General features: G+C 64.3%; 21 protein-coding genes, 1 tRNA gene and 1 pseudogene. 8 read left to right on the top strand and 15 right to left on the bottom strand.

The window, feature by feature from the left end; translation table 11 throughout:
* Window positions 1-12 precede the first annotated feature (12 nt).
* Together GD606_RS03230 and GD606_RS03225 are read left to right on the top strand one after the other, a co-directional pair.
* A complete protein-coding gene (locus GD606_RS03230) occupies window positions 13-3,042 on the top strand; it encodes an acyl-CoA dehydratase activase (protein ID WP_163302009.1) in 3,030 nt (1,009 codons plus the stop codon).
* Window positions 3,039-4,364 (top strand): CoA activase, encoded by a 1,326-nt coding sequence (locus GD606_RS03225; RefSeq protein ID WP_163302010.1) that lies wholly within the window; start codon window positions 3,039-3,041, stop codon window positions 4,362-4,364. Before GD606_RS03230 ends, GD606_RS03225 begins: the two co-directional genes overlap by 4 nt.
* Window positions 4,365-4,683: 319 nt before the next feature.
* On the opposite strand, the gene GD606_RS03220 is transcribed toward GD606_RS03225, so the two are convergent.
* From GD606_RS03220 to rpsF, 8 genes and pseudogenes are all read right to left on the bottom strand, one after another.
* Window positions 4,684-5,445: a TlyA family RNA methyltransferase gene (locus GD606_RS03220; protein WP_163302011.1), complete on the bottom strand. Its 762-nt coding sequence runs from the start codon at window positions 5,443-5,445 to the stop codon at window positions 4,684-4,686.
* A gap of 280 nt (window positions 5,446-5,725) precedes the next feature.
* On the bottom strand, window positions 5,726-7,180 hold the full coding sequence (thrC, locus tag GD606_RS03215) for a threonine synthase (RefSeq protein WP_163303762.1): 1,455 nt from the start codon (window positions 7,178-7,180) through the stop codon (window positions 5,726-5,728).
* Window positions 7,181-7,202: 22 nt separating this feature from the next.
* Window positions 7,203-7,706: a DUF456 domain-containing protein gene (locus tag GD606_RS03210; protein WP_163303763.1), complete on the bottom strand. Its 504-nt coding sequence runs from the start codon at window positions 7,704-7,706 to the stop codon at window positions 7,203-7,205.
* Window positions 7,703-9,001: a phenylacetate--CoA ligase family protein gene (locus tag GD606_RS03205; protein ID WP_163303764.1), complete on the bottom strand. Its 1,299-nt coding sequence runs from the start codon at window positions 8,999-9,001 to the stop codon at window positions 7,703-7,705. The genes GD606_RS03210 and GD606_RS03205 overlap by 4 nt, the downstream gene beginning before the upstream one ends.
* Window positions 9,002-9,171: 170 nt before the next feature.
* A pseudogene (gene dnaB / locus GD606_RS03200) lies at window positions 9,172-10,619 on the bottom strand (replicative DNA helicase).
* Window positions 10,588-11,103, bottom strand: a complete 516-nt coding sequence (rplI, locus tag GD606_RS03195) for a 50S ribosomal protein L9 (protein WP_163303766.1) — start codon at window positions 11,101-11,103, stop codon at window positions 10,588-10,590. The pseudogene dnaB and the gene rplI overlap by 32 nt, the downstream one beginning before the upstream one ends.
* 15 nt (window positions 11,104-11,118) lie before the next feature.
* The gene (gene rpsR, locus GD606_RS03190) at window positions 11,119-11,376 is read right to left on the bottom strand and encodes a 30S ribosomal protein S18 (RefSeq protein WP_163303767.1); all 258 of its coding nucleotides are present in this window, start codon (window positions 11,374-11,376) and stop codon (window positions 11,119-11,121) included.
* Between the two features lie 15 nt (window positions 11,377-11,391).
* Window positions 11,392-11,691: a 30S ribosomal protein S6 gene (gene rpsF, locus GD606_RS03185; RefSeq protein WP_163303768.1), complete on the bottom strand. Its 300-nt coding sequence runs from the start codon at window positions 11,689-11,691 to the stop codon at window positions 11,392-11,394.
* Window positions 11,692-11,897: 206 nt separating this feature from the next.
* On the opposite strand from rpsF, the gene GD606_RS03180 reads away from it, so the two are divergent.
* Both GD606_RS03180 and GD606_RS03175 read left to right on the top strand, forming a co-directional pair.
* On the top strand, window positions 11,898-14,033 hold the full coding sequence (locus GD606_RS03180) for a SpoIIE family protein phosphatase (RefSeq protein ID WP_163303769.1): 2,136 nt from the start codon (window positions 11,898-11,900) through the stop codon (window positions 14,031-14,033).
* A gap of 37 nt (window positions 14,034-14,070) precedes the next feature.
* Window positions 14,071-14,472, top strand: coding sequence for a response regulator (locus GD606_RS03175; protein WP_163303770.1), 402 nt, complete (start codon window positions 14,071-14,073; stop codon window positions 14,470-14,472).
* Between the two features lie 155 nt (window positions 14,473-14,627).
* On the opposite strand, the gene GD606_RS03170 is transcribed toward GD606_RS03175, so the two are convergent.
* Window positions 14,628-15,404: a carboxymuconolactone decarboxylase family protein gene (locus GD606_RS03170; RefSeq protein ID WP_163303883.1), complete on the bottom strand. Its 777-nt coding sequence runs from the start codon at window positions 15,402-15,404 to the stop codon at window positions 14,628-14,630.
* Window positions 15,405-15,565: 161 nt separating this feature from the next.
* On the opposite strand from GD606_RS03170, the gene GD606_RS03165 reads away from it, so the two are divergent.
* Window positions 15,566-16,495, top strand: a complete 930-nt coding sequence (locus GD606_RS03165; RefSeq protein ID WP_163303884.1) for a LysR substrate-binding domain-containing protein — start codon at window positions 15,566-15,568, stop codon at window positions 16,493-16,495.
* 58 nt (window positions 16,496-16,553) lie between these two features.
* On the opposite strand, the gene GD606_RS03160 is transcribed toward GD606_RS03165, so the two are convergent.
* From GD606_RS03160 to GD606_RS03145, 4 genes are all read right to left on the bottom strand, one after another.
* Window positions 16,554-18,305, bottom strand: a complete 1,752-nt coding sequence (locus tag GD606_RS03160) for a dynamin family protein (protein ID WP_163303885.1) — start codon at window positions 18,303-18,305, stop codon at window positions 16,554-16,556.
* Window positions 18,306-18,311: 6 nt separating this feature from the next.
* Complete coding sequence (locus tag GD606_RS03155; RefSeq protein WP_246298946.1) at window positions 18,312-18,917, bottom strand: hypothetical protein; 606 nt, start codon at window positions 18,915-18,917, stop codon at window positions 18,312-18,314.
* A gap of 79 nt (window positions 18,918-18,996) precedes the next feature.
* The gene (locus tag GD606_RS03150; RefSeq protein WP_163303887.1) at window positions 18,997-19,332 is read right to left on the bottom strand and encodes an STAS domain-containing protein; all 336 of its coding nucleotides are present in this window, start codon (window positions 19,330-19,332) and stop codon (window positions 18,997-18,999) included.
* A 19-nt stretch (window positions 19,333-19,351) separates the two neighbouring features.
* Window positions 19,352-19,768 carry an ATP-binding protein gene (locus tag GD606_RS03145; RefSeq protein ID WP_163303888.1) on the bottom strand — a complete coding sequence of 139 codons (417 nt, stop codon included), beginning with the start codon at window positions 19,766-19,768 and terminating at the stop codon, window positions 19,352-19,354.
* A gap of 210 nt (window positions 19,769-19,978) precedes the next feature.
* Here GD606_RS03145 and GD606_RS03140 point away from each other — a divergent pair, with 210 nt between their 5' ends.
* Window positions 19,979-20,776: a YkgJ family cysteine cluster protein gene (locus tag GD606_RS03140; protein ID WP_163303889.1), complete on the top strand. Its 798-nt coding sequence runs from the start codon at window positions 19,979-19,981 to the stop codon at window positions 20,774-20,776.
* Window positions 20,776-21,264, top strand: a complete 489-nt coding sequence (gene rfaE2, locus GD606_RS03135) for a D-glycero-beta-D-manno-heptose 1-phosphate adenylyltransferase (protein ID WP_163303890.1) — start codon at window positions 20,776-20,778, stop codon at window positions 21,262-21,264. Before GD606_RS03140 ends, rfaE2 begins: the two co-directional genes overlap by 1 nt.
* Before the next feature lie 312 nt (window positions 21,265-21,576).
* Here the strand turns inward: rfaE2 and alr are convergent, their stop codons facing one another.
* On the bottom strand, window positions 21,577-22,701 hold the full coding sequence (gene alr, locus GD606_RS03130; protein ID WP_163301327.1) for an alanine racemase: 1,125 nt from the start codon (window positions 22,699-22,701) through the stop codon (window positions 21,577-21,579).
* 203 nt (window positions 22,702-22,904) lie between these two features.
* On the opposite strand from alr, the gene GD606_RS03125 reads away from it, so the two are divergent.
* Window positions 22,905-22,981, top strand: a tRNA-Met gene (locus GD606_RS03125).
* A gap of 240 nt (window positions 22,982-23,221) precedes the next feature.
* Here GD606_RS03125 and GD606_RS03120 read toward each other — a convergent pair.
* Complete coding sequence (locus GD606_RS03120; RefSeq protein ID WP_163301326.1) at window positions 23,222-23,389, bottom strand: Flp family type IVb pilin; 168 nt, start codon at window positions 23,387-23,389, stop codon at window positions 23,222-23,224.
* Between the last annotated feature and the right edge of the window lie 812 nt (window positions 23,390-24,201).

Below are 24,201 nucleotides of genomic sequence, written 5' to 3'. Positions count from 1 at the left end.
CGGAGGTGGCCTGTGCCCTACGACATCGGCGTGGATGTCGGCGCCGTGAGCGTCAACTGCGCCGTTCTTGATGCCGATGGCCATGTGGTCCATGAAGCCCCCTATGTCCGCCATTTCGGACAGGCCTCCCGGGTGGCGCATTCCGTCATCAGCCAGACCATGTCTCTCTTCGACCGGGGGGACATCCGCAGCGTCTCCTTCACCGGGAGCCGGGGGGAGCGCATGGCCAGACGCCTTGGCGCGCCCCACGAGGTAGAGACCATCGCCCAGGCCACGGCCGCCGTGCACATGGCTCCCGGGGTGCGCTCCATCATCGCTATTGGCGGCCAGGATGCCGCCCTGTTGCAAATCGATTACGACGCCTCAGGGGCGTGGCGTCTGGAATCCTTCGCCATGAACGGTCCCTGCGCCTCGGGCACGGGGTCTTTCATTGACCAGCAGGCCGAACGCCTGGCCCTGTCCATGTATGGCGGCGCGTTTCGCATGGATCAGGACAAACTCGACCAGGTCTTGGCCGATTTCGTGGCCCTGGGCGAGCAAAGCGCCTATCCGGCCCATGTGGCCTGCCGCTGCACGGTGTTCACCAAGTCGGACATGATCCATCTGCAAAACAAGGGCGAAACCCTGCCCAACATCATCGCCGGGCTGCATCACGGCACGGCGGCCAATTTCATCAGCACCATGCTGGCCGGGCGAACCCTGCACGATCCGGTCATCTTCATCGGCGGCCCGGCCGGAAACAGCCTGATGCGCAAGGCGTTTCGCCGCTATTTTCCGGGGCTGGCGACCCCGCCCCACCACGCCAGCCTGGGGGCCGTGGGCGCGGCGCTGTGCACCCGGCTGGCCGGACGCGCCAACACCCTGGACCCGGCCGTTTTGGCGGACAACCGGACAGCCCCCGAAGAGGAGTTCGCCCGGGCTCCACGGCTGGCGCTGTCCCGGTCCCATTTCGATGCGGACACGACGCTTCCCGAGATCCCGGACACCCAGGGAGACCCCATTCCGGCCTGGCTCGGGGTGGACATCGGCTCCACCTCCACCAAATACGCCCTGGTGGATGCAGGCGGCCGCCTCCTGCACAAAAACTACGTGCCCACCAGGGGCAAACCCATCGAGGTCGTGCGCGAGCTGCTTTCCGGACTGACCGCCGCCCTGGCGGGACGTATCGCCCTGGTGGGCGTGGCCACCACGGGGTCGGGACGCAACGTGGCCGGGGATTTCCTCGATGCCGACCTGATCGTGGACGAGATCACGGCCCACGCCCGGGGGGCGGTGGCCATCGATCCCGGCATCGACACCATCTTCGAGATCGGCGGGCAGGACTCCAAATACATCGCCATCGAAAACGGCCGTCCCACGGATTTCGTCATGAACAAGATCTGCGCCGCCGGGACCGGCAGTTTCCTGCACGAGTTGGCCAACAAGCTGGGCATCAACATCGTGGGCGAGTTTCAGGACGTGGCCCTGGGCGCGAAAAACCCCGTGGCCCTGGCCGAACGCTGCACCGTGTTCATGGAGTCCGACCTGGCCGCCCACGCCCAGAAGGGGGCCGCCCGGGACGATCTCATCGCGGGCCTGTGTTACGCCATCGTCCACAACTACCTGCACCGGGTGGTGGAAAACCGCCATGTGGGCAAACGGATCATGTTCCTTGGCGGGCCGTCGCTCAACAAGGGCATTGTGGCCGCCTTTGAAAACGTCCTCGACCGGCCCATCCTGGCGCCCAAAAACCGGGAGGTCATGGGGGCCTACGGGGTGTCGCTCATGGTGCGCGACGCGTTCCTGCGCGGCGAGAAAAAGACCCGGCCCCGCGATATCGGCGAACTGGCGGCCACGGAGGTGGGCTTCAAGGAGACCATCTGCCGCGCCGACCCGGCCTGCGGCAACGAATGCAAGCTCAAGGTCTACCGTTTCGGGGGCCGCAAGAGCGTCTGGGGCGGCGATTGCGGCCGTTACGAGGCCCGGGTGTCCGACCTTCCGGCGGAGACCGATTATTTTGCGCTGCGCGACGACATCTTCCGGCGGCATCTCCAGGCGGCCGGAAACGGCCATACCCGCCCCAATGCGCCCGCCGTCGGCCTGCCCATGGCCCTGCATTCCCTGGAATGGGCGGTCTTTTGGACCACCCTTTTGACCCGCCTGGGCTACCGGGTCGCGCCAAGCGCCAAGACCAGCCGCACGACCGTGACCGCCGGGGTGGAGTCCATGACCGCCGAGACCTGCTTTCCGGTCAAGGTCTTCCACGGCCACGTCAAAGGCCTTCTGGACGCCGCGGATTTCCTTTTTCTGCCCACGGTGGTGAACATCCCCTCGCCGGCCGCCGAGGAAAAAGGCCTTTTCTGCCCCATGGTCCAAAGCTCCCGGTATCTGGTCGCCGCCGCCCTGGACATCCCGCCAGAGCGCATCATCGGCCCCACCCTGCTCCTGGCCAACGGGCCCAAAGCCCTGGCCCATGCCGTGGGGAGCGCCCTGCCCTCCGGACATCGCCCGACTGCGGCCACGATCCACGGCGCGGTGCGGGCCGCCTTCGCCGCCCAGAACGCCTTTCAGGCCGATCTGCGCCAGGTCGGCCGCAGCCTCCTGGATCTGCTTCCGGAGGACGAGCCCCTGTGGATCGTCAGCGGCCGCCCCTACAACCTGCACGACGAACGCCTGAGCCTGGGCCTTGGGCGGTTGGCCGCCCGACTTGGGATCAAGACCGTCCCCCTCGACCTCCTGGACGTCTCGGCCACCCCGCTGCACCGTTTTCCGCGCATGTACTGGGGGCTAGGCAGCCGCATCCTGCGCGCCGCCGCCGCCACCGCCGAGACCCGTAACCGCTTCGGCGTGCACCTGGGGAACTTCTCCTGCGGCCCGGACTCCTTTCTGGAGCATTTTTACAGCCACATCATGGGCGACAAGCCATACCTTTTGCTTGAACTCGACGAGCACAGCGCCGCCGCCGGGATGATCACCCGCATGGAGGCCTTCGCCAACGTGGTGCGTGAAAACATGCGCCTGTCCGCCATGTCCGATAAGCCCCGCCGGGAGGCCGCCCCATGACCGTTCCCCCGCCCCCCTCGCTCACGGGTAAGACCCTGCTCATGCCGAACATGACCCCCACCGGATCGCCGCTTTTGGTGGCGGCCTTGCGGGCCTTTGGCGTCAATGCCGTGGTCATGCCCACCATGAACGGCCTCGCTCTTGGCAAGGAACTGACCTCGGGCAAGGAGTGCTTCCCCTGCCAGGTGACCCTGGGCGATGTCCTGCACTATCTTTCCCAAGAAAAAACACGGCTCAAAGAGGCCTTTGCAGCCAAAGACTACGTCTATTTCATGCCCGAGGCCGGAGGCCCCTGCCGCTTCGGCATGTACAACACCCTGCATCGCATCGTCCTGGACCGCTTTCCGGAATTTCGCGAAACGTCCATCGTCACGCTCAGCACCGACGACGGCTACGACTCCTCAGCAATCTTCCCCCGCGGGTCCGCCGGTCCCTTCCGCAAGCTGGCGTTTACGGCCATGATCCTGGCCGATGTCCTGGACCGTATCGCCTGCCGGACCCGGCCCTACGAAACGGTTCCCGGCGCCGTGGACGCCTGCATCTCCGCCGCCCTGGACGACATGGGCCGGGAAATCGAGGCCTCGGGCGCGTCCCTGGACTTCTCCCCCCTGGACCGCCTAGCCGCCGAAACGGCCAAAAAGGCCGCCCGGCTCATCGACCGCACCCTGCCCCGGCGGCCCCGGGTGGGCATCGTGGGCGAAATCTATGTGCGCTCCCATCCCGGCTCCAACCAGGAACTCATCCGGACCCTGGAGACCCTGGGGGCCGAGGTGGTCAACGCCTCCCTCACGGAATGGTTTAACTTCGTCACCCACTTGAACCGCCGCGATGCCGCCCAGTCCTTCCAGGCCTGCTTCAAAGACCTCAACGTCCCCGGGCTTGCCGCCGCCGCAAGATTCCGGCTCGTCTCCCGCCTGACCATGCAGTGGCAGCTCAAACGCCAAAACGCCGTCTACGCCCGGGTGCGCCCCCACCTGGACATCGCCGCAGACCACGACGTGGCCCATCTGGAAACCTATCTCGACAGCGAACGTCTCTACAGTTTCGCTATCGGCACCGAGGCCGGAATCAGCATCGCCGGGGCCCTGGCCTACGCCCACGACGCCTTCGACGGCGTGGTCAACGTCTTCCCCTTCACCTGCATGCCCAGCACCATCTGCTCAGCCATCCTCAAACCCATGCTGCTCAAACAAAACATCCCCTACCTGGATTCGCCCCACGACGGCTCCAACCAGCCCAACCGCGACATCACCCTGCGGACCTTCATGCATCAGGTCGCCCGCCGCGCCGAGTTGCGGATGATGGGCGGGAGTAAGGGGTAGGCGCAGGGGGATTGGCGGGGGGAGCCCTTCGGGGGCCAAAGGGTTTCACCCTTTGGAATCCCACGTAAATGGGCTGGGCCGGGCGCACATGACGGATGATGGGCAGCGCCGAGAGTGAGGGCCGCGCTGGTGGAGATGTGGTGGGGGAGAACCCTCCGGGGGCCAAAGGGCTTCGCCCTTTGGAATCCCACGTAAAGGGATCGGGACAAAAGCACAGGACGGATGATGGGCAACGCCTTGAGCGAGCGCCGCGCGGCGGAGACGATAACGATTTTTTGGAGAATACGTGAAGCATGTCTTGCGACATGCGTGAGACGTGTCAAGCCGTTTCGAGAGATTTCTTGAAATAGGCCAGATATTCCTGGTTGCCCTTGGGGCCTTTGATCTTCGACGGCGTCACGCCCACCAGTTCCAGGCCGCATTCCTGCCGGGCGAAATCCGTGACCCTGGCCACAGCCTCGGCCTGATCCTCCTCGCGACGCACCACGCCCTTGTCCGTGCGCTCCGGCCCCAGCTCGAACTGGGGCTTGACCAGCGCCACCACCTCGCCGCCCGGCCGCACGAACGCCAGACACGGCGGCAACACCAGCGTCAGCGAGATGAACGACACGTCCAACACCAAAATGTCCACGGCCTCGGGCAAAAGATCCGGCCCGGCATGCCGCAGATTCACCCCTTCCAGCACCACCACCCGGGCATCGCCGCGCAGCTTCTCATGCAACTGCGAATGGCCGACATCCGCGGCATAGACGCGCGCCGCGCCATGCTGCAACAGGCAGTCCGTAAAGCCGCCCGTCGAGGCCCCCGCATCCATCCCGACCTTCCCCGCAACCTCAATCCCGAACGCCTCAATCGCCGTCAGCAGCTTGTACCCGCCCCTGCCGACAAATCGCTCCCCCCCGCTCACCTCAAAAACAACATCCTCCCCGAACTGGCGTCCCGGCTTGTCTACCCTCTCCCGCTTCTCACCGGCCACCACATACACCATCCCGGCCATGACCAACCGCTTGGCGCGCTCCCGGGAGTCGCACACCCCCTGCTCCACCAGCCATTGATCCACCCGCTCTTTTCGTTTGGCCATGATCACCCCGTGTTGTCGGGGAGAGGCCTGCGGCCCCTCCCCGAACCCCTCCCCGCCCGGGGGGAATCATTCCCCCCGGACCCCCCGGTTCCGGCCGGATCGTCCCGGCGCACCGCGCCGGGACGATCCGGCCGGGAATCCAGGTAGTTCGGTGAAAGTGCTTGCTCCCGCGCAGGGGACGCGAAGCGCGACAAAATTTTCGAAGGGGGGTCCAGGGGGGAAACCTTTTTTAAAAGGTTTCCCCCCTGGCCGCCGGAGGCTTTCCCTCTCCCCGTTCCCGCTATCCCCGGCCGGTCAGGCCGAGGCGCGTCACCACGGCCTGGGCGGCCTTGGCGGTATAGTCGGCGGGTGAGAGGCTGGCCTTGTCGTCGTCGCTGATGACGGTTTCCGGCGCGTTGACGAACTCCGGGCGCGGCGTGATGCCGTATTCCGGGGGGAAGGTATTGGTATAGTACATGTCCTGGAAGCCGATGAATTTCAGATGATGCGCCGTTGCGTCCAGGATGGATTCTTCCGAGGGCTCGACGAGGCCGAGGGTGACGGCGGCGCGAAGCCCGGCCAGGCATTCGCCGCCCTGGGTGCAGCTGATGTGCCCGTGCCGGTTGGCCAGGAGCATGCCTTCGATGATGTCCTGTTCGCTGACCCGGATGACCTGGAAGCTGCCCGGGCCGCCGATCTTTTCGTACTGCTCGGCGAAGTGTTTGACGCGCGGGAAGGACACGGGATTGCCGATCATGGCCGCCTGGGCCACGCTGGGGGTGACGGCCACGGGTTCGTAGCGGCGTTTTTTGGCCTCGGCCACACTGTAATAGCGGTAGACCGGGTCGGCGTGCTCGGACTGGACGCCGAAGATGCGCGGCAGGGAGGGGATGATCCCCAGGCGCTTGAGCTTGAGGAAGCCGCCCATGATGGCCGTGATGTTTCCGGCGTTGCCGATGGGCACGAACACGCAGGTGCGGTAGGTGTCGTAGGCCCGCCACTGGGCGATCTCGAAGGCGTAGGACTCCTGGCCCAGGATGCGCCAGGCGTTTTTGGAATTGAGAAGCGCCACGCGGTAATTGTCGGCTAGGTATTCCACGACCTTCATGCAGTCGTCGAAGACCCCGGGGACTTCCAGAACCGTGGCTCCGCTGCCGAGCGGCTGGGCGAGTTGCTGCGGGGTGACCTTGCCCTTGGGCAGGATCACGGCGCTTTTGATGGGGCCGCCCACGTAGGCGGCGTAGAGCGCGGCCGAGGCCGAGGTGTCGCCGGTGGAGGCGCATACGGTCAGCACCGAATCCCAGTCGTTGGCCCGGACCAAGTGCTTTAGATAGCTGAAGGCGCAGGCCATGCCCCGGTCTTTGAAGGAGGCGCTGGGGTTTTGGCCGTCGTTTTTATAGAAAAAGGGCACGCCCACCTTTTCGCGCAGGGCGTCGTTGGCGGCCACCATGGGGGTATGGCCCTCGCCCAGGTAGACGATGTCCTGCTCCTCCACCACGGGCGCGGTCAGCTCGTGATAGCGGAAGATGCCGCGCAGCCCCGTGGTCCGGGTGGCGGCCCGCTTGTCGAACAGGCTTTGCCAGTAGCTTGGCGGAAACTCCGCCAGGGAGTCGAAGGTGGTGTCTTCGAGCACGAAAACCCCGCTGCATTTGGGGCAGGTGTAATACAGTTCGCGGATGTCGTAACGCTGTCCGCAGCCCAGGCAGACGTATTCCATCCGCCCACGATATTTGGGGAAATCACCACCTGTAAGCATCGCTTCCTTTTCCTTTCGTGTCCTATGGCCAGATTTTTTGCACTGCGGCCACCCACATGGCCCCGCCCAGGCCGATCTTGGCCGCCATGCCCAACACCTTGCCGTACATGGCGCCCCAGGCCGCGTGCCTGGCCTCGGCCTGGTCCCGGCCCTGATGGCGTTCGAAGAAATAGCATCCGAAATAGGCCCCGGCAATGGCCCCGGCCAGCGCGCCCAGGCCGAAGAAAAACGGCGCGCCCAAAAGCGCCCCGGTGATGGCCCCGAGCATGCCGCCCAGGTTTCCCTTGCCCGTGGCCCCGTATTTTTTGGAACCATAATATTGGGCCACAAATTCGATGGCCTCGCCCACCACGGCCAGCCCGATCAACAGGGCGTAGAACTGCCAGCCGAAATGCGCCCCCGGGGCAAGCCAGCCCCACAGGGCCACCAGCCCAAGCAGAACCCAGTTGGCCGGGAGGCTCAGGATATGCAGTCCGAGAACGGCGAACAGAAGGGACAGATACAGCGCAGCCCAGACGTAGCTCATGAATCGGTTCCCCGCTTGTCCACGACCCGTTTGGCCTTGCCCTCGCCCTGGGGCAGGCTTTTGGCCTCCACCAGCTCCACCCTGGGGGTGACCAGGATTTCATCGCGAAGCCTGGAGGTGATGCGTTTTTGCAGGCCGGTTAGGGCGCGCATGTCCTCCACGAAGAACTCTTCCTTGACCTCCACCTTGATGGTGATTTGGTCCATGACCCCCACCCGGTCAAGCTCGATCAGGTAGTTCTGGCCCACCTCGGGCATGGCCATGAGGATGGCCTCCACCTGCATGGGATAGATGTTCACGCCCTTGATGATGATCATGTCGTCGCAGCGCCCGGCGATGCGGTCGATTCGCCGATGCACCCGGCCGCAGGGACAGGGGCCGGGCAGAAAGCGGGTCAGGTCGCGGGTGCGGTAACGGATGACCGGCATGCCCTCGCGCCCAAGCGTGGTCATGACCAGTTCTCCCAGTTCGCCCTCGGGCACAGGCTCCCCGGTCTCGGGGTCCACGATCTCGGCGATGTAGGCGTCCTCCCACAGGTGCATGCCGTGCTGCTCGGTGCACTCGAAGGCCACGCCCGGGCCGTTCATCTCCGACAGGCCGTAGGAGTTGTAGACCTTCATGTCGAACATCTCTTCCAGGCGGCGACGGGCCGCCTCGGTGTAGGGCTCGGCCCCCACCAGGGCGAACCTGATGGGCAGGGACGCGGGGTCCACGCCCATGTCGCGCAGCACGTTGGCCAGATGCAGGGCGTAGGACGGGATGATGTGCACGGCCGTGACGTTGAAGTCGGTGATGAGCTTTATCTGGCGCTTGGTGTTGCCGGCCCCGGCCGGGATGGTCAGGCAGCCCAGACGCTCGGCCCCGTAGTGGATGCCCAGGCCTCCGGTGAAAAGGCCGTAGCCGGACATGTTCTGGAAGACGTCCGTGGGGCGGATGCCCACCATGTGCATGCACCTGGCCATGAGCGAGGCCCACCAGTCCAGGTCGTTTTTGGTGTGATAGATGACCGTGGGCGCGCCGGTGGTTCCGGAGGAGACGTGCATGCGCACCATGTCCGCATGCGGCATGGCCAAAAGGCCGTCGGGATAGGCCTCGCGCAGGTCTTTTTTGGTGGTGAAGGGCAGACGGCGGACGTCGTCCAGGCCGCGTACCGCGTCGGGATTTACCCCGTGCTCACGGAAAAGCGCGCCGTAAAACCGGGAGGCGGCGGCCTGTTGCAGGCTGCGGCGCAGGCGTTCGATCTGGGCCTTTTCAATCTCCTCACGCGACCATTTCTCGGCATCGTCGTACAACACGGGCGCTCCTTCAGGATGGTAGTGTCGGATCGGGCGGTGAGACTGTGGCGTCCGCCGCGTTCCGGGAGTTCATAATCCCGGCGTCGGGGAAAAACCAGAAAAAGGTGGCCTGCGGCGCATGGGGGCGGGAAAAAACGACAACCGGCCCGGCATCGGGCGCCGTCGGCTCCTTACGAATGGTATTCCGAGGGCGGCGGGATGTCCGACAGGTTCTCGAACGCGGTGTATTCCTTGAAAAAGGTCAGTTTCACCATGCCTGTTGGGCCGTTTCGCTGCTTGCCGATGATGACCTCGGCCACGTTGTCCTCGGGGGTGAGCTCCTCTTTGCGCTTGTAGGCAGCGGCCCGGTACAGGAAGATGATGACGTCGGCGTCCTGTTCGATGGCCCCGGATTCGCGCAGATCGGACATCATGGGCCGCTTGTCGCTACGCTCCTCCACCTTGCGGTTGAGCTGGGACAGGGCCACCACGGGCAGATGCAGTTCCTTGGCCAGGGCCTTGAGGCTTCGGGAGATATCGGAAATTTCCTGTTCGCGGGAATCGATGTGCCGCGAGGCGCGCATGAGCTGGAGGTAGTCCACGACCACGAGCCCCAGGCCGTGTTCGGCCTTTAAGCGGCGGCAGCGGGCGCGCATCTCCATGGTGGTCAGGGCGGCGGTGTCGTCGATGAAGATGGGGGCCGGGGACAGGTTGTTGGCCGCCTCGTAGAGCCGGGACCAGTCGCCGTCGTCCAGGCGGCCCCGGCGCAGGCGGCTTAGGTCCACCTTGGCCCAGGAGCACAGCATGCGCTGCATGAGCTGCTCCATGGACATTTCCAGGGAAAAGATGGCCGTGGGCACGCCATGCATGGCCGCCGAGCGCATGGCCACGTTTAAGGCGAAGGCGGTCTTGCCCATGCTGGGGCGTCCGGCCACGATGATCAGATCCGAGGGTTGCAGCCCGGCGGTGTATTCGTCGAATTGATAGTAACCGGTGGGCACGCCGGTGACCAATTCCTTGTTTTCCATGCGCTGTTCGATCTGCTCGAACACGGCGGCCACAAGTTCCTTGCTGGACTTGACCCCCTTGACGGTCTTGGCGTCGGCGATGGAGAAAATGGCCTGTTCGGACTCGTCCAAAAGCTGGTTGACATCCTCGGTGGCCTCGAAGCAACGGGTGATGATGTCCGTGGCCGCGCCGATGAGCCTGCGCTGGACGGATTTTTCCCGCACGATGCGGGCGTGGTGCAGGGCGTTGGCCGCCCCCACGGTGGACTGGGCCAGTTCGGCCAGATACAGGGGGCCGCCCACCTCTTCCAGGCTCCCGGCCTTGGACAGCTCGTCGGCCAGGGTGAGCATGTCGATGGCCGAGTTTTTGCGGGAAAGGTCGAGAAAGGCGCGAAAGATGGTCTTGTGGACCGGGGAATAGAAATCGTCCTCGCCAACGAGGTCGATAAGGGAGAAAAGGACGGAGTTTTTGAGCAAAACCCCCCCAGAACAGCCTTTTCGGCATCAAGGTTCTGGGGGGGGAGTCTGCGCAAAAGGTCCGAGGAAACCCGATCAAGGGTTTTCCCGGTCACCGATTGGCCGTCCGGACGCCCGGCGGCCTTAGCTCGCGGCTTCTTCCGCTGGGGTTCCACTATCTTCGGCCACTTCCGGGGCCTTCGGTTCTTCCTGTCCGCCCGGACGCACCACGGCCAGGGAAACCTTGCCGCGTACGTCGGCGTGGAGCTTCACCTCCACTTCGTAGTCGCCAAGCGCCCTGATGGGCTCGTCCAGGACAATTTTCTTGCGGTCCACCTCAACCCCGGACGCGGCCATAAGGTCGGCGATCTGGGCCGTGGTGACGGATCCGTAGAGCTTGTCGTTTTCGCCCACCCGGACCTCGATGCGCAAGGACAGGGCAGCCAGTTTGTCGGCCACTTCCTGGGCGGCGGCCCGGGTCGAGTCCATTCTGGCCTGAAGCTTTTTGCGCTCCTGCTCGAAGACCTTGAGGTTGGCCTGGGTGGCGGCCATGGCCAGGCCCTGGGGCACGAGATAGTTTCTGCCGTAGCCGGGTTTGACCGTGACCACCTCTCCGAGGTGGCCAAGGTTCTCCACGTCGGCGCGAAGAATCAGTTGCATGTCGTCCCCCTCACCTTACATTTTCTTGCGAAATTCGGTGCTGTGCGTGGCGGTGTAGTACAAAAGAGCCATCTGCCGGGCGCGCTTGATCTCCGTGGTCAACCGGCGCTGGCACTTGGCGCAGGTGCCGGTGATCCGCCGGGCGATGATCTTGCCCCGGTCGGTAATGAAATCCTTCAGGATATCCGCGCGCTTGTAGTCCAGCGGCAGATTCTTGTTGGCGCAAAAACGGCAGAACTTTTTTTTGGGCGTAAACTTTTTCTTAAAAGCCATAGGAATATCCCCCGGTTATGCCGCGATCTTGTCGGCCAGCTTGACGGTGACGAACTTCAGGATGCCGTCGGTGATGCGCACGATGCGTTCCAGTTCCGCCACGCCTGCCGGAGGCAGGCTGTATTCCAGGCGGATGTAATGGCCGCGAACCTGTTTGCGCACCATGTAGGCCAGATCGCGCATACCCCAGTCGTCGAGGGTTTCGGTGACGCCGCCCTCGCGCTCAATGATGCCTTTTAAGGTGTCCAGGATCTCCTGGAGGTTGTCCGAGGTCAGCTCGGGACTGAAAAGCAACAACGTTTCGTACTTCCGCATCTGTCTTCTCCTTGTGGGCATGGCCCTTCCCGGACGGGGAAGAGCAAGGTGAAGGAGTGTCGTTATTGCCTTTGATCCGGCATGTCAAGGAAGTTATCCTTTTTTCCCTGTTTTCAGAGCTTTCCCCCTTGTGTTGCCGCCATTTTTTGGCCACACTTGGCCTTCAGGGGTCTTGTCCGTCCCGTCATCCCCGATTCGGAGTACCCATGCGCATTCGTTGGAAGTTACTCATCTTTTTGCTTATTCTTGTTCTTCCACCGATTTTTCTGGTGCGCTGGTACTCCATTCGCGAGACCCGCGCCCTGGGGACCGAGTTGGCCGCAAGCGCGGCCGAGGTCATGCGCGACACCGCCAACCGCGAACTGAGCCAGACCGTCAACCTGTTCGCCGAGGCCGTCAACGACACCCGCGATGTCCTGGAGCTGGCCCTGACCCTTCAGGCCCGGGAGGCCGAGCGACTCCTGGCCGAACGCCCTAGGCACATCGAACCGATTTTTTTCGACACCGACTACGACCGTCGCGACCCGCGCATCGGCGTTCTCGAGCCGCCGCGCGTGCTTTCCGACTCCAGTGCGGCGCACACGGCAAAATCCGACATCGCCATCTCCATCGACCATCTCGTTTTCCGCCTGTCCCCCGACGCCGACATGCCCGCCGCCCTCAAGGACGCCCAGGCCCTCACCCGGCTTTTGCCCGTTTTCCGCATCATCTACCTGCGCCACGATGATCTCATGCTCTGGAGCTACGTGAGCCTGGACAACGGCCTGCACTGCGCCTACCCCGGCCACGGCGGCTATCCCCCGGACTACGATCCCAGACGCCGGGAGTGGTACACCCAGGCCAAGGCCCAGGGTCGGCCGGTGTGGAACATCATGGTGGACGCCAACACCCATCAGGCCATCGCCACCCTGTCCATGCCCATCCACGGGCCGTCCGGGGCCATCATCGGGGTCACGGGGGTGGACTTCCCCTTGGACACCCTGCTCCTGGAAAGCGACCTGTCCCGGCGCTGGACCCCGGCTGTGCGCTCCATGCTGCTGCGTCCGGCCACGGAGGCGGACGGGGATCCCGACGCCATGGTCATCGTGGCTATGCGGGACTATATGGAACACGACACGGACTGGAAAACCCCCCTGGCCTTGGAGCGTCTGGAGAAGGAAGAGCCGGCGGCCGTGGCGGCCATGCGCCAGGACATCAAAGACGGCCGCCAGGGCATCGTGGAGATGCCCTACCGGGGCGTGCCGAGCGTGTGGGCCTTCAAGCCGGTCATTGAAGACGGCCTGACCCTGGCGGTCATCGTGCCCAGCGAGGTCATCGTGGCCTCCTCCCGCCACGCCGAGGACAGCGTCATGGAGCGCACCAAGCGGATGCTGCGCGACACCAGCGTCTTCGCCCTGGTCATCAATCTGCTTCTGGTGGCGGCGGCCGCCGTCGCCTCCCTGGCCGTCACCCGGCCCATCGCCCGTCTGGCCAGGGCCGCCGGCAAGATTGCCGAGGGCGACCTCTCGGCCCGGGCCGAGGTGAAAAGCCATGACGAACTGGGGGATCTGGCCAAGGCCTTCAACGCCATGGCCCCCAAACTGCTGGAGCGGGTCAAGCTCAAAAATGACATGGCCCTGGCCATGGAGGTGCAGCGCAACCTGCTGCCCGAACGCCCCCCCGTCATCCCGGGCATGGACATCGCCGCCGTATGCCAGTTCTGCGACGAAACCGGCGGCGACTACTACGATTTTTTATCCTTTTCCCGGGAACGCGGCGACACCTGCGACGTGGTTCTGGGCGACGTCACCGGCCACGGCATCTCGGCGGCCCTGTTCATGGCCACGGGGCGGGCGCTTCTGCACGCCCGCGCCGACGAAGACCCCGATCCGGCCCGGTGCATCACCATGGTCAACCGCCTTTTGTGCCGGGACACCCAGCTCTCCGGCCGGTTCATCACCCTGTTTTTTTTAAGCATCAACCTGGCCACCGGGATGCTTACCTGGGTTCGGGCCGGTCACGACCCGGCCCTGATCTATGATCCGGGCAAGGACGATTTCGATGAGCTTATGGGGGCCGGAATCCCCCTGGGGGTGGAGGAGAGCTGGGAATACGGGGACAACAGCCACGCCGGGATCACCGCCGGGCAGCTTCTGGTTCTCGGCACCGACGGCATTTGGGAGGCCATGAATCCGGCCGGGGAGATGTTCGGCAAGGAGCGGTTCAAGGATATTCTGCGCGCCAACGCCAGCCGGACGGCCCAGGAGGTCGTGGATGCGGTGGTGGCTGCGGTCATGGCCTTCGTCAGTCCCGGCCGCCCCGAAGACGATCTGACCCTTGTGGTCATCAAGGCATTGCGCTAAAAAAGGAATAATATGTCCTTTATCAAGGAGTCGTTCCATGCATTTTCTCATTGTCGACGATGACGAAGCCAGCCGCATGGTGCTCATGGCCCATCTCAAACACTACGGGATCTGCGACATCTGCGGCAACGGCGCGTTGGCGGTGGAGGCCGTGGCCAAATCCCTGAATTCCGGGCGACCCTACGACGTCATCTTCATGGATATCGTCATGCCCGGCCCGGACGGCCACGAGACCCTGGAAAAGATCCACGCTCTGGAAAAGCAGGCCGGTATCGCCCCGGAGAATCGGGCCAAGGCCATCATGGTCACGTCCATGGACGACGAGGACAACACCATGACCGCCCTTTTCGAGGACGGCGTCTCAGCCTATCTGATCAAGCCGGTGGCGAAAACCGAGCTTGTGACCAAGCTGGCCGCCCTGGGAATCGTTGAACTCTGAGGCCGCCCTTTTCCCGAAACCGCCTGCGACGCATTCCTGCCAGGGTTTCTGATCCGTCTTCCCGGCCCGCATCCCCGTCGTCTCCCCCTGCACCGCCGGTTTGGCCGTATTTCCGGGGGCTTCCTGGTCGCGCCCCCGCGGCGGGCCGCCCCGCCCTATTCCCCCATTTCCCGCAAGGCCGCCCGGGCTGCGAAGAGCCCGTTGATGGCCGCCGGAAAACCGGCATAGACGGCCATTTGGATGATGACCTCCACGATCTGCTCCCTGCTTAAGCCCACGGCCCGGGCCGCCTTGACGTGCACCTTGAGTTGGGGCTCCATGGTTCCCCGGGCCGTGGCCGCCGCGATCATGGCGATTTCCTTTTGGCCGGGGGTCAGGACGTCGCGCGAGATGACGTCGCCGTAGGAAAAATCCAGGATGAAACCGGCGAAATCCGGGGCGATGTCGGCCAGGGAGTCGAGCACCTGCTGCCCGGCGTTTTTGCTGGTCACGGCCAGGGCCGCCAGACCGCGTTCCCGTCGTTCCCCGGTCCCGGACTCCCGGGCCTCGTGCGACGGCGTGACGCCTTTTTCCGCGAACACCTCGCGGGCCATGGCGATGGCGTTTAGTCCGGCCGGGAAACCGGCGAACACCGTGGCGACATAGATGATGTCGATGACCGCCTGGGGGGACAGTCCCGCCGCCAGCCCGGCCTCGATGTGAAACCGCAGTTGCGGCGCGGCGTTGCCCAGGGCGGTCAGGGCAGCGATGGTGGCGGTCTGGCGGGAGACGGCATCCAGGCCGGGACGGGTGAAGATCTCGCCGTAGCCGAATTCCACGATGAACCGCCCCATGTCCGGGGCGATCTCGGCCAGGGCGTCCTGCACGGCCTGGGCCTTTTCCGGGGCCAGGGCGGCCAGGGCGGCAAAGCCGCGCGCGTAGCGTTCGTTCATGAAGATTCCTCCTGTTGGGGTGGCCGGGATCGGGGCCGTCTCCGGAACCAGGCTGGCGTACCCGGCGTGATCCCTGCCTGTTTCCAGACAGCCTAGGCACTCCGTATTGATATGTAAAATATCAATTTACATCATGATTAAGATGTGAATAATATTGATCGATGGAACTGCGGGACTGTCGGTATTTTCTGGCTGTGGCCGAGGAATTGCATTTTGGGCGGGCGGCGGCACGGCTGCACATGGCCCAGCCTCCCCTGAGCCAGCGGATCAAGGCCCTGGAGCGGGAACTGGGGGTGCTGCTTTTCGCCCGCACCAGCCGTTCGGTGGTCCTGACCCCGGCTGGCGAGGCCTTTCGCCGCGAGGCCGCATCGCTTCTGGCCCAGGCCGAAACAACCGGGGAGACGGCCCGGCGCGTGGCCGGGGGAACGGTCGGCCGACTGGTTGCGGGGTTCGTCAATCCGGCCATGGACGCCTTTTTGGCCGCCGCCCTGGCCCGGTTTCGCAGCGACGCCCCGGACGTGGAACTGGATTTGCGGGAAATGACCACCCGGGCCCAGGCCGAGGCCATCCGCATGGGTCGCCTGGACATCGGCTTTTTGCGCCATGCGGGCCAGGACATTCCAGGGGTGAATCTCTTTGTCCTTCACCGCGAGTCCTACATCCTGGCCGTTCCATCGGGCCATCCCCTGGCCGCCCTGCCCCGTGTTCCTCTGAAACGCCTGGACGGCGTCCCCATGATCCTGCCGCCGCGCGGCCAGGTTCCGGCCCTGGACATGGCCATGGCCGCCGCATTCGCCACGGTCGGCGCGACTCCCGTGGCGGCGCAGGAGGCGGCCTCGAAATTCACCACCCTGTCCCTGGTCGCCAGCGGCCTCGGCGTGGCCCTGCTCCCGGCCTCGGTTCGGGTTTGGCGGCGGGCGGGCGTCGTCTTTACGGAGATCGAGGGGGAACTTCCCAGGGTGGATCTGGCGGCGGCCCTTCCGGCGGGACGCGACAACATGGCCGCCCAACGCCTTCTGGCGTTCGCCAGGGAGGCATGTCCGGGGGAGGATGCGGCCGCCATCCGAAAAAAGGGAAAAAAGACACCCTGACGTGACCGGCTGCCCCGGCATCTACCGTCAGGAGGAAGCCGCTTTGCCGTAGTGATCGTCAGGCGGAAGGGCCCACATCCCGGGCGAACGCGTCGCAGTCACCGGCCAGGGCGTCCGTCTCCCGGCCAAGCTCCCCGGCAACCCGTTCCCGTTCGGCGATTCCCGTAAAAAACGGATCGAAGCGGGCGAAGAGCTCGGCGAAAAGATGCTCCATCCTGGCCGTCAGCCGTTCCGAAAGCTCCGCCTCCAGCCGCTCTCCGGCCTCGGCCAGGTTCTTGCGAAACACCCGCATGATGCGCGGCCGCTTCCAGAGCAGGGTCCCTCCGGCCAGCACCATGCCCGAAGCCGCCACCAGTCCCCCGGTCACGTCCACCACCACGCTTTTGACCGAAACGGCGAACAGCGTGCCCACCACCATAAGGACGCCGCCCATGGCCGCCTTGGGATCCAGGCCGGAAAACTCCGTGGGCGAAACCCCCGCGAATCCCCCTTCCGCCCCGAGCAGGGCCTCCACCCGAAGCCGCACCTCGCGGGCCACGGTCTCGCGCTCCTCGGACAGTGCGCTCGCGCCTGCCCCCCTGCGTCCGAACCTGTCCCGGCCCTCCAGTTCGTCCAAAAGCGGCCGCACCCGGTCCAGGATGCTTTCGGAGACGTGGGCCGCGCCCTGGCGGGTGACGTCCTCCACCTCGCGGGTGAGCTTTTCGGCGAAATTCGCGGTCAGTTCGGCGACCCTCGCGTCGATGCCGCCCCCGCGCCGAAACATGCCGCGCAGGGAACGGCCGATCATATTGCCGAAGGTCAATTCGGCCTCGAAGGCGTCGGCAAAATCCCGGGACAGCCGGGCATAGACCGCCGTCACCCGGGCCACCAGGCTGGCCGCCTCGCGCCCGGCGGCGGTTTGGGCCTGGGCCATGCGCTCCTTGATGTCTGCGGCCTGGGCCGCGTCCCGGGCGATGTCCTCGCGGCGGGCGGCCAGGGCCCGGGAGAGCCGCTCGATCAGCCGCGAGGCGGCGTCGCACAGGGAAAGGAGCTTTTGGGCGTAGTGCCCGCCACCGGTGACCATGTCCCGGATGTAGCGGCGCACGGCCTCGATGCCGCTGCCCTCGGGGTCGGTTGCGGCCCGGGTGGCCGAGACGGCGAACAGCACGGGATCGGCCACGCCGCGCTCTTCGGCCAGTCGTCTGACTGAGGCCTCGTTGACCCGCAGTTGTTCCGCTGTGGCCAGATCGGCCTGATTGAGGACGAAGATCACCTTCCGGCGCCATTCCTGACGCACCAGGGAGAAAAAATCCCAGGCCGAACGGGAATAGGGATTGATGGCCGAAAAGACGAACAGCACCAGATCGCTTTTGGGGATGAACCGTTCGGTGATTTCCTGGTGGCGGTCGATGATGCTGTCCACGCCCGGGGTGTCCACCACGGCGATTTCGCGCAGGATTTCATGGGGGACGCGGACATGCGACAGGTACGGATCGACCGCGACATCCGAGGCGGTCTCGCCGTGAAGAATCATGCGGATGCGGTCGGTGCAGGGGTCCGGGGCCACCTCGCACAGGTCTTCACCCAAAAGGGCGTTGACCAGGCTGCTTTTTCCGGTCTTGACCTCGCCCACCACCACAAAGAGAAACGGTTCGCCAAGGCTGGCCAGGAGGCTGGCGGCCGTCTGCCGGGCCTCGGCCGCATCCGGCCAGGAGATCCGGCCGGAAAGCTCGGCCAGTCGCTGCAACAGGCCCGCCAAGACGGCCTTTTTTTCCTGATACCGATGATGCAGCAGAGCGGATGACGCCGCAGCGCCGGGGGGGCGGTTCACACCCACCTACTTGGGCAACAGCCAATCCAGCTCGGACACGTCGGCGGGTTTGCGCAACTCCGTGGCCGATTCGCCGCCATCTTTTTTGGCGGCATAGCACCGGTCTTCCTCATCCACCATATTGCGGGAGGTGATGCGCAGGGAGTTGCCTTCGGTGTATTCGCCGTCGTCGCCGGCATAATACATGAGCACCATGCTGATGCGGTCGTTGCCTGAGGCAATGCTCCACTTCCAGGCCCGCAGGGTGCCGAAGGGATTGCCCCGCCAATCCTCGGGCTTGCCGTAGCGTTTTTTGAGCTCAGCCAGAAGCTTTTCAAAAAAGGTCAGCGAGCCGTCGGAGTAGTTGACCTTGATGCGCACGATGCGGCCCTTGTTCTGGCAGGTTCCGTAGTCCGCGTAGGCGCTGCGCAGCCCTTCCCGGTCCTTTAAGGACACCATCTCCAGATGCGGCCGAAAAAAACCTTTCGAGGCCGAATCCGCGTCGACAAATTGGGCGTACTGGGAGATGTCGCCGCCAAGGCGCAGACCGGCCAGTTCCATGGGGGCGGAATCGGCCGCCAAAGCCCATCCCGGAAACGCCAAAAGCAGCAAACAAAAAATCCATCGTCTCATAATCATCTCCTTGCCAGGCGGAGGTCATCCGTCTCGCAGGGGAAGGCAACCGTGTCCGAGACCACCGCTTCCCGTTAAATCAGGCAAAACCCTTGACGGCGTCGTCCTGGGTCGCAAAAATGGGAAAGATTTCCGTATATCCGGAGATCTCGAACACTTCCTTCATGTAGTCCTTGATGCAGCACAGGATCAGCTTTCCCTGGTTCTTTTTCAACTGCTGCAAGGCCAGAAGCAGAACCCGAAGGCCGGTGCTGTTGATGTAATCGACATCCTGGAAGTCCATGAGCACTTTCTTGTTGCCCTGGCGCAGAATGTCCATGACCTTGTCCTCCAGAATCTTGGAGGTATTGCTGTCCAGGCGACCGTTGAGGATTAAAACCGTCACGTCGCTATCGCGTTTTTCCACCAATTCCATGTTGGAACCCCTTTTACGATCAAGAGATGATTTTTTCGAGAAAAAGCCGGTTCTTCCCGCCTCGGTGCTCATAGCGCACGGAGTCCATGAGCTTGCGCACCAGATGGATGCCAAGCCCCCCGATGGCCCGGTCCTCTACCGTGGACGTCAGATCGGGCGTGTCGGCCCGCAAAGGATCAAAGGGCGTGGCGTCATCCTCGATACGAAACAGAAGACGCGAATCGGCGAGACGGATTTCCACCTCGATCTCGTGATTCCTATCGTCGGAAAAACCATAGGAAATCACGTTGGTCAAGAGTTCATCCAGAACCAGGCGGATTTGATAGACCATCTTGCGGGGAAAACGGTGACGCTCCCCGAAAGCCTCTACGGCCTCCGCCAACCTGTCCAGTTCTGGCAGATGGTTGGATAAACGCAAGACAACCACTTCATCCATGGGCGCTCCATGTCTTTTGGAAAGCCGCGACGATCAACGTTGGTCGCAGCTTTCCAGGAGCCCGAAAGTTCACCCTTTTTTCATGGCCTGTCAAGCCCGCGCCCCATGCCCCTGATCCAGGAAGCACGCCCCGGAGAGAGCCCTTCCCGGCCGACGGCAGACGGTTGCCACAGACTCCGCAACAGCGTAATTACGCCCCCGGAGACGATCATGCACACCGATACCACACACCAGCCGCAGGACCGTGACGATACGCAGGCATTTCTCGATTCCCTGCCCGAACTGCGTCCGGGAGAAGCCTTCCAGTTCGCCTGCAACCCTTCCGTGCCCTGCTTCAATGCCTGCTGCGGCGACTTAAACCTCATGCTCACGCCCTACGACGCCCTGCGCCTGCGCCGCAGCCTGCGCCTCGGCGGAAACGAATTCGCCAGGCTCTACGCGCGCCTTTCCTTAAGCCCCGACACCGGATTCCCCATGCTGTCCCTGAACATGCTCACGGACAAACCCCGCAAGCCCTGCCCCTTCGTGGCCGAATCCGGCTGCCAGGTCTATGCGAACCGTCCCGGGGCCTGCCGGACCTACCCCCTGGGCCGGGCCACCCGCCTGGACGACGCCGGGCAGGTGGCGGAACAGTATTTCGTCGTGCGCGAACCCCACTGCCGCGGTTTCGAGGAAACCACCCCGTGGCGGTCGGACACCTGGCTCGCAGACCAGGGACTGGCCGACTACTACCGTTATAATGACCGCTACATGCGGCTCATGGCCCTGGCCCGAGACCATGGCGTCCGGCTGCATTCCAAACAGGCCAACATGGTCTTTCTGGCCCAATATACCCCCGACGCCTTCCAGGATTTCATCGTGCGCATGAAGCTGTTCGACCACCTGGAGATGGATGCCTCGCGCCAGGAACCCATCCTGGCCGACGAAGAGGCCTGCCTGGAATTCGGCCTGGACTGGCTGGAACTTCTGCTTTTCGGTTCGTCCCCAACCCTGGCCCGCCGCGCCTGATGCCTCCCGTCCCGGCGCATCCCAAAATTGTCGCCCTGCCCCGGCTCCTTGTCCTTTTGTCCGCCGGGCGCGACCAGAAAACCGTGGTCTTCACCAACGGCTGCTTCGATCTGCTCCACGCCGGACACGCCGACCTCCTGGCCCGGGCCAGACTCCTCGGCGACATCCTGGTCGTCGGCGTCAATTCCGACGCCTCCGTGACCCGCCTCAAAGGCCCCACGCGGCCGGTCACCCCGCTCGACCAGCGGGCCTTCGTCCTGGCCAGCCTGGCGTCCACCGACTTTGTCATCCCCTTCGAAGACGACACCCCCCTTTCCCTTATCACCGCCATTGAGCCCGATATCCTGGTCAAAGGCGGCGACTGGCAACCCGACGCCATCGTGGGCAAAGACGTGGTCCTGGCCCGGGGCGGACGCGTCCAAAGCCTGCCCCTTCTGCCCGACATCTCCACCACCGGCATCATCGCCCGCATCAAAGCCCAAAACTAACCAGTAACCGGGGCTGCCGCCCCGGACCCCGCCCGGGGGAAATCATTTCCCCCGGAACCCCCTGGCCTCGTCAGCCGGTTGTTCCGGCGCGTCGCGCCGGGACAGCCGGCTGACGGAAAGCCATGGGTTGCGAGGCAATGCTTCACTCGTGCCGAGGCCGCCCGGCCAAGGCCGAAGCCCATGGAATCGAAACGTTGCGGCCCCCTGGGCGACGCATCGCGTCGCCCAGGGGGCCGCACGTTACGGGGTCCAGGGGGGTTACCCCCCTGGCGGGGGGTGCGGGGGGCAGCGCCCCCCGCCTCCCCACTGCGACTAGTCGATGTATTCGCGGGGGTTTAAGCCGAGCAGGCACAGGGGTTCGTAGGAGATGGTGCCCCACCATTCGGCCAGGTCGTCGGGGGTGATGGCCTCATCGCCCTGGCCGCCGAGCAGCAGGATCTCGTCGCCGGGTTTGGCGGAGGGGATTTCGGAGACATCCACGGCGGTGAGCTGCATGCAGACCCGGCCACAGATGGGCGCCCGGGTGTCGCCAAGCAGCATGAAGCCGGTATTGGAGAGGCTGCGGCTGTAGGCGTCGGCATATCCGGCGGCTACCACGGCCACGCGCATGGAGTCGGGCGCGGTGAAGGTGCGGCCGTAGCTGATGGATTGGCCCGGGGCCAGGTCGTGGACGGAGACGATGCGGGTGGCCACGTCCATGGCGGGTTTGAGGCCCTGCCCCAGATGGGCCAGAGGGGTGCCGTGAAAGGGATTGCCGCCATAGAGGGCGATGCCTGCCCGGCAGGAGTCGAAATGGGCCTCGGGGTGGGCCAGGATGGCGGCGGAATTGGCCAGGTTGCTTTGGAAGGTCAACCCGGCCTTGCGCAGCGTGTCGCGGATGGCGGTGAACTCCTGAATCTGGGCCGCCACATAGTCCACGTCCTCGGGGTCGTCGGCCGTGGCCAGATGGGAACTGAGCATGGCCACGTGCAGGCCGGGTGCGGCGGTGATGATCCGGGCGGCCTCGGCGGCTTCCTTGCGGGTGAAGCCCAGACGCCGCATGCCCGTGTCGCATTTCAGCGCCACGCCGAGCGAGGAGTCCATGTGCCGAGCGACCCCGGCCAGCAGGTGCAACTGGTCGGGGTGGTGGACAAAGGGAATGATGTCGTAGGCCCAGAGGGCCTGGCACTGGTCGGCGTCGATGGGCCCCAGAAGGGACACGATGCGCCCGGGGATGCCCGAGGCGCGCAGGGCCACGGCCTCCTCCACCGTGCCCACGGCGAAGGTGGCGGCCCCGGCGGCAGACAGGGCACGGGCCACGGGGATGAGGCCATGCCCGTAGGCGTCGGCCTTGATGACCGGGATGGTTTCGCCGCCGGGACGGCACAGGGCCTTATAATTGTCCACGATATGGGCCACGCGGACGCGGACGCGCAGGGAATTGTACGGAATGGTCATGGGCTGCCGCCTGGGTTGGGGTTGCGGCCGGATGCGGCCGGTGGGAAATGTGGCCGACTCGGGCGGGGATTGCAAGCCGGTTTCGCGCCTCAAGGGGCGGAAGCGACCATCATGGGGCCTTTTGCAATTCGATCCGGCTTCCGTCTTGCCAAAGGCCGGACGAATGTGTATTAAGCCCGTCTCCCGCGTGCGGGAGCTTTCGCGGCGAGGTAGCTCAGGTGGTTAGAGCATGCGGCTCATATCCGCAGTGTCGGGGGTTCAAGTCCCTCCCTCGCTACCAAGATTGACCCGGCGGGACAGGCTAACGGCTTGTCCCGCTTTTTTTTTCGGATCACGTCGTTTTCCCTCCGAATTTTGTCCCCAGTCTGTCGGACAGGCCAATCGAGCGCCCGCAGGGTGCGCAGACGATTCCCATTGACAGTCTTTTGGGTCCGCAACGGCGAAACGCCCCGGTTTCGAAAAACCGGGGCGTTGTCATCTGTCTTGTGCGGGCCGTGTGGCCCGCCCGGGTCTGGCGTTATTAGCCGCCGATGCCGGTGTTGATTTCCTCGAAGGTGCCGCGAAGCGTGGTGCCCAGAGTGGTCACGGCGAGCACGATGACGGCGGCGATCAGCGAAGCCAGAAGTCCGTATTCCACTGCCGAAGCCCCTTCCTCATCACGCACGAAGTTCATGATCTTGTTCAACATGGCCGTTCTCCTTTTATCGAATTTTAAAATTTTTTCCCTTGCGGATGACTCTCTTAAAGCAACCGCCGTGCCAGACCGATTTTTCGAGGCAAATCAGGCCAGGCGTGTCTTACGCTGTTCAAAAATAGTCTGTTGTGACGGGTTGTTGCCTGAAATCAGCAGCGGCATGCCCCATATCCACGCCCGGTTCGCAAGAAGACGTAATCCATTTTTTATGGAACCGACGACCAGGCAAACCCGGGGGAGCCGCTCCGGGCAAGCCTCTTGGGTCTTTCCAGAATTTATGGCGACCAGGGTGAATAATCCACAAATCATGGACGGGAAGTCGCGGCTTCCGGAAATGCTCCCCAGGGCTGCCGTATGGAGAGCCGAAGGACAGCGCGCCTGGGTTTTCAATCAGCCCGTGGGACCGCTGGGCAATCACCGGTGCACACGAAAGACATGGACCGCTCGGGCGGCATGAACTCCTCGCCGCATGCCCTCTCCCCTCCCTCCGGAGGGGGACAGTGTCGGCCCTGGGGAAGGGGGAAGCCGTCTGAGGCAAGCCTCCTGAACGATGCGCCTTTTTTCACGAAACCGATTGCATCTTTTGCCCGTTGGGGATATCTGTTGCCGACGTAACATGATTTTTGATTTTGTGTCTGCCCAAGATGAAGTTTCGTTGTTTATTGTCACCCTCCCTGCCGACCCGCCCGGCCGTTTTCCCTGCCAGGCCGGGCGAGGTGGACAGGGATGGCCCAAGGCGCTCCCGGCACGCGTCGGTGAAACCGACCAACGCCAGGGCGACTATGCGAGGCGCGATGCGTACCCAC

The sequence above is a fragment of the Desulfolutivibrio sulfodismutans DSM 3696 genome, from assembly GCF_013376455.1.
Taxonomy (GTDB): domain Bacteria; phylum Desulfobacterota; class Desulfovibrionia; order Desulfovibrionales; family Desulfovibrionaceae; genus Desulfolutivibrio; species Desulfolutivibrio sulfodismutans.
Note: the sequence above shows the minus strand (reverse complement) of the source record. Positions and strands in the feature narration are given on the sequence as shown.

Excerpts from the sequence above, each read along its gene's own strand:
- GD606_RS03225 (WP_163302010.1), top strand. The coding sequence starts at position 3,039 with ATGACCGTTCCCCCGCCCCCCTCGCTCACGGGTAAGACCCTGCTCATG.
- GD606_RS03210 (WP_163303763.1), bottom strand. The coding sequence starts at position 7,706 with ATGAGCTACGTCTGGGCTGCGCTGTATCTGTCCCTTCTGTTCGCCGTT.
- GD606_RS03145 (WP_163303888.1), bottom strand. The coding sequence starts at position 19,768 with ATGGATGAAGTGGTTGTCTTGCGTTTATCCAACCATCTGCCAGAACTG.
- GD606_RS03170 (WP_163303883.1), bottom strand. The coding sequence starts at position 15,404 with ATGAACGAACGCTACGCGCGCGGCTTTGCCGCCCTGGCCGCCCTGGCC.
- GD606_RS03155 (WP_246298946.1), bottom strand. The coding sequence starts at position 18,917 with ATGAGACGATGGATTTTTTGTTTGCTGCTTTTGGCGTTTCCGGGATGG.
- rfaE2 (WP_163303890.1), top strand. The coding sequence starts at position 20,776 with ATGCCTCCCGTCCCGGCGCATCCCAAAATTGTCGCCCTGCCCCGGCTC.
- GD606_RS03120 (WP_163301326.1), bottom strand. The coding sequence starts at position 23,389 with ATGTTGAACAAGATCATGAACTTCGTGCGTGATGAGGAAGGGGCTTCG.
- rpsR (WP_163303767.1), bottom strand. The coding sequence starts at position 11,376 with ATGGCTTTTAAGAAAAAGTTTACGCCCAAAAAAAAGTTCTGCCGTTTT.
- rplI (WP_163303766.1), bottom strand. The coding sequence starts at position 11,103 with ATGCAACTGATTCTTCGCGCCGACGTGGAGAACCTTGGCCACCTCGGA.
- GD606_RS03150 (WP_163303887.1), bottom strand. The coding sequence starts at position 19,332 with ATGGAATTGGTGGAAAAACGCGATAGCGACGTGACGGTTTTAATCCTC.
- GD606_RS03180 (WP_163303769.1), top strand. The coding sequence starts at position 11,898 with ATGCGCATTCGTTGGAAGTTACTCATCTTTTTGCTTATTCTTGTTCTT.
- GD606_RS03165 (WP_163303884.1), top strand. The coding sequence starts at position 15,566 with ATGGAACTGCGGGACTGTCGGTATTTTCTGGCTGTGGCCGAGGAATTG.
- GD606_RS03175 (WP_163303770.1), top strand. The coding sequence starts at position 14,071 with ATGCATTTTCTCATTGTCGACGATGACGAAGCCAGCCGCATGGTGCTC.
- GD606_RS03220 (WP_163302011.1), bottom strand. The coding sequence starts at position 5,445 with ATGGCCAAACGAAAAGAGCGGGTGGATCAATGGCTGGTGGAGCAGGGG.
- GD606_RS03140 (WP_163303889.1), top strand. The coding sequence starts at position 19,979 with ATGCACACCGATACCACACACCAGCCGCAGGACCGTGACGATACGCAG.
- thrC (WP_163303762.1), bottom strand. The coding sequence starts at position 7,180 with ATGCTTACAGGTGGTGATTTCCCCAAATATCGTGGGCGGATGGAATAC.
- rpsF (WP_163303768.1), bottom strand. The coding sequence starts at position 11,691 with ATGCGGAAGTACGAAACGTTGTTGCTTTTCAGTCCCGAGCTGACCTCG.
- alr (WP_163301327.1), bottom strand. The coding sequence starts at position 22,701 with ATGACCATTCCGTACAATTCCCTGCGCGTCCGCGTCCGCGTGGCCCAT.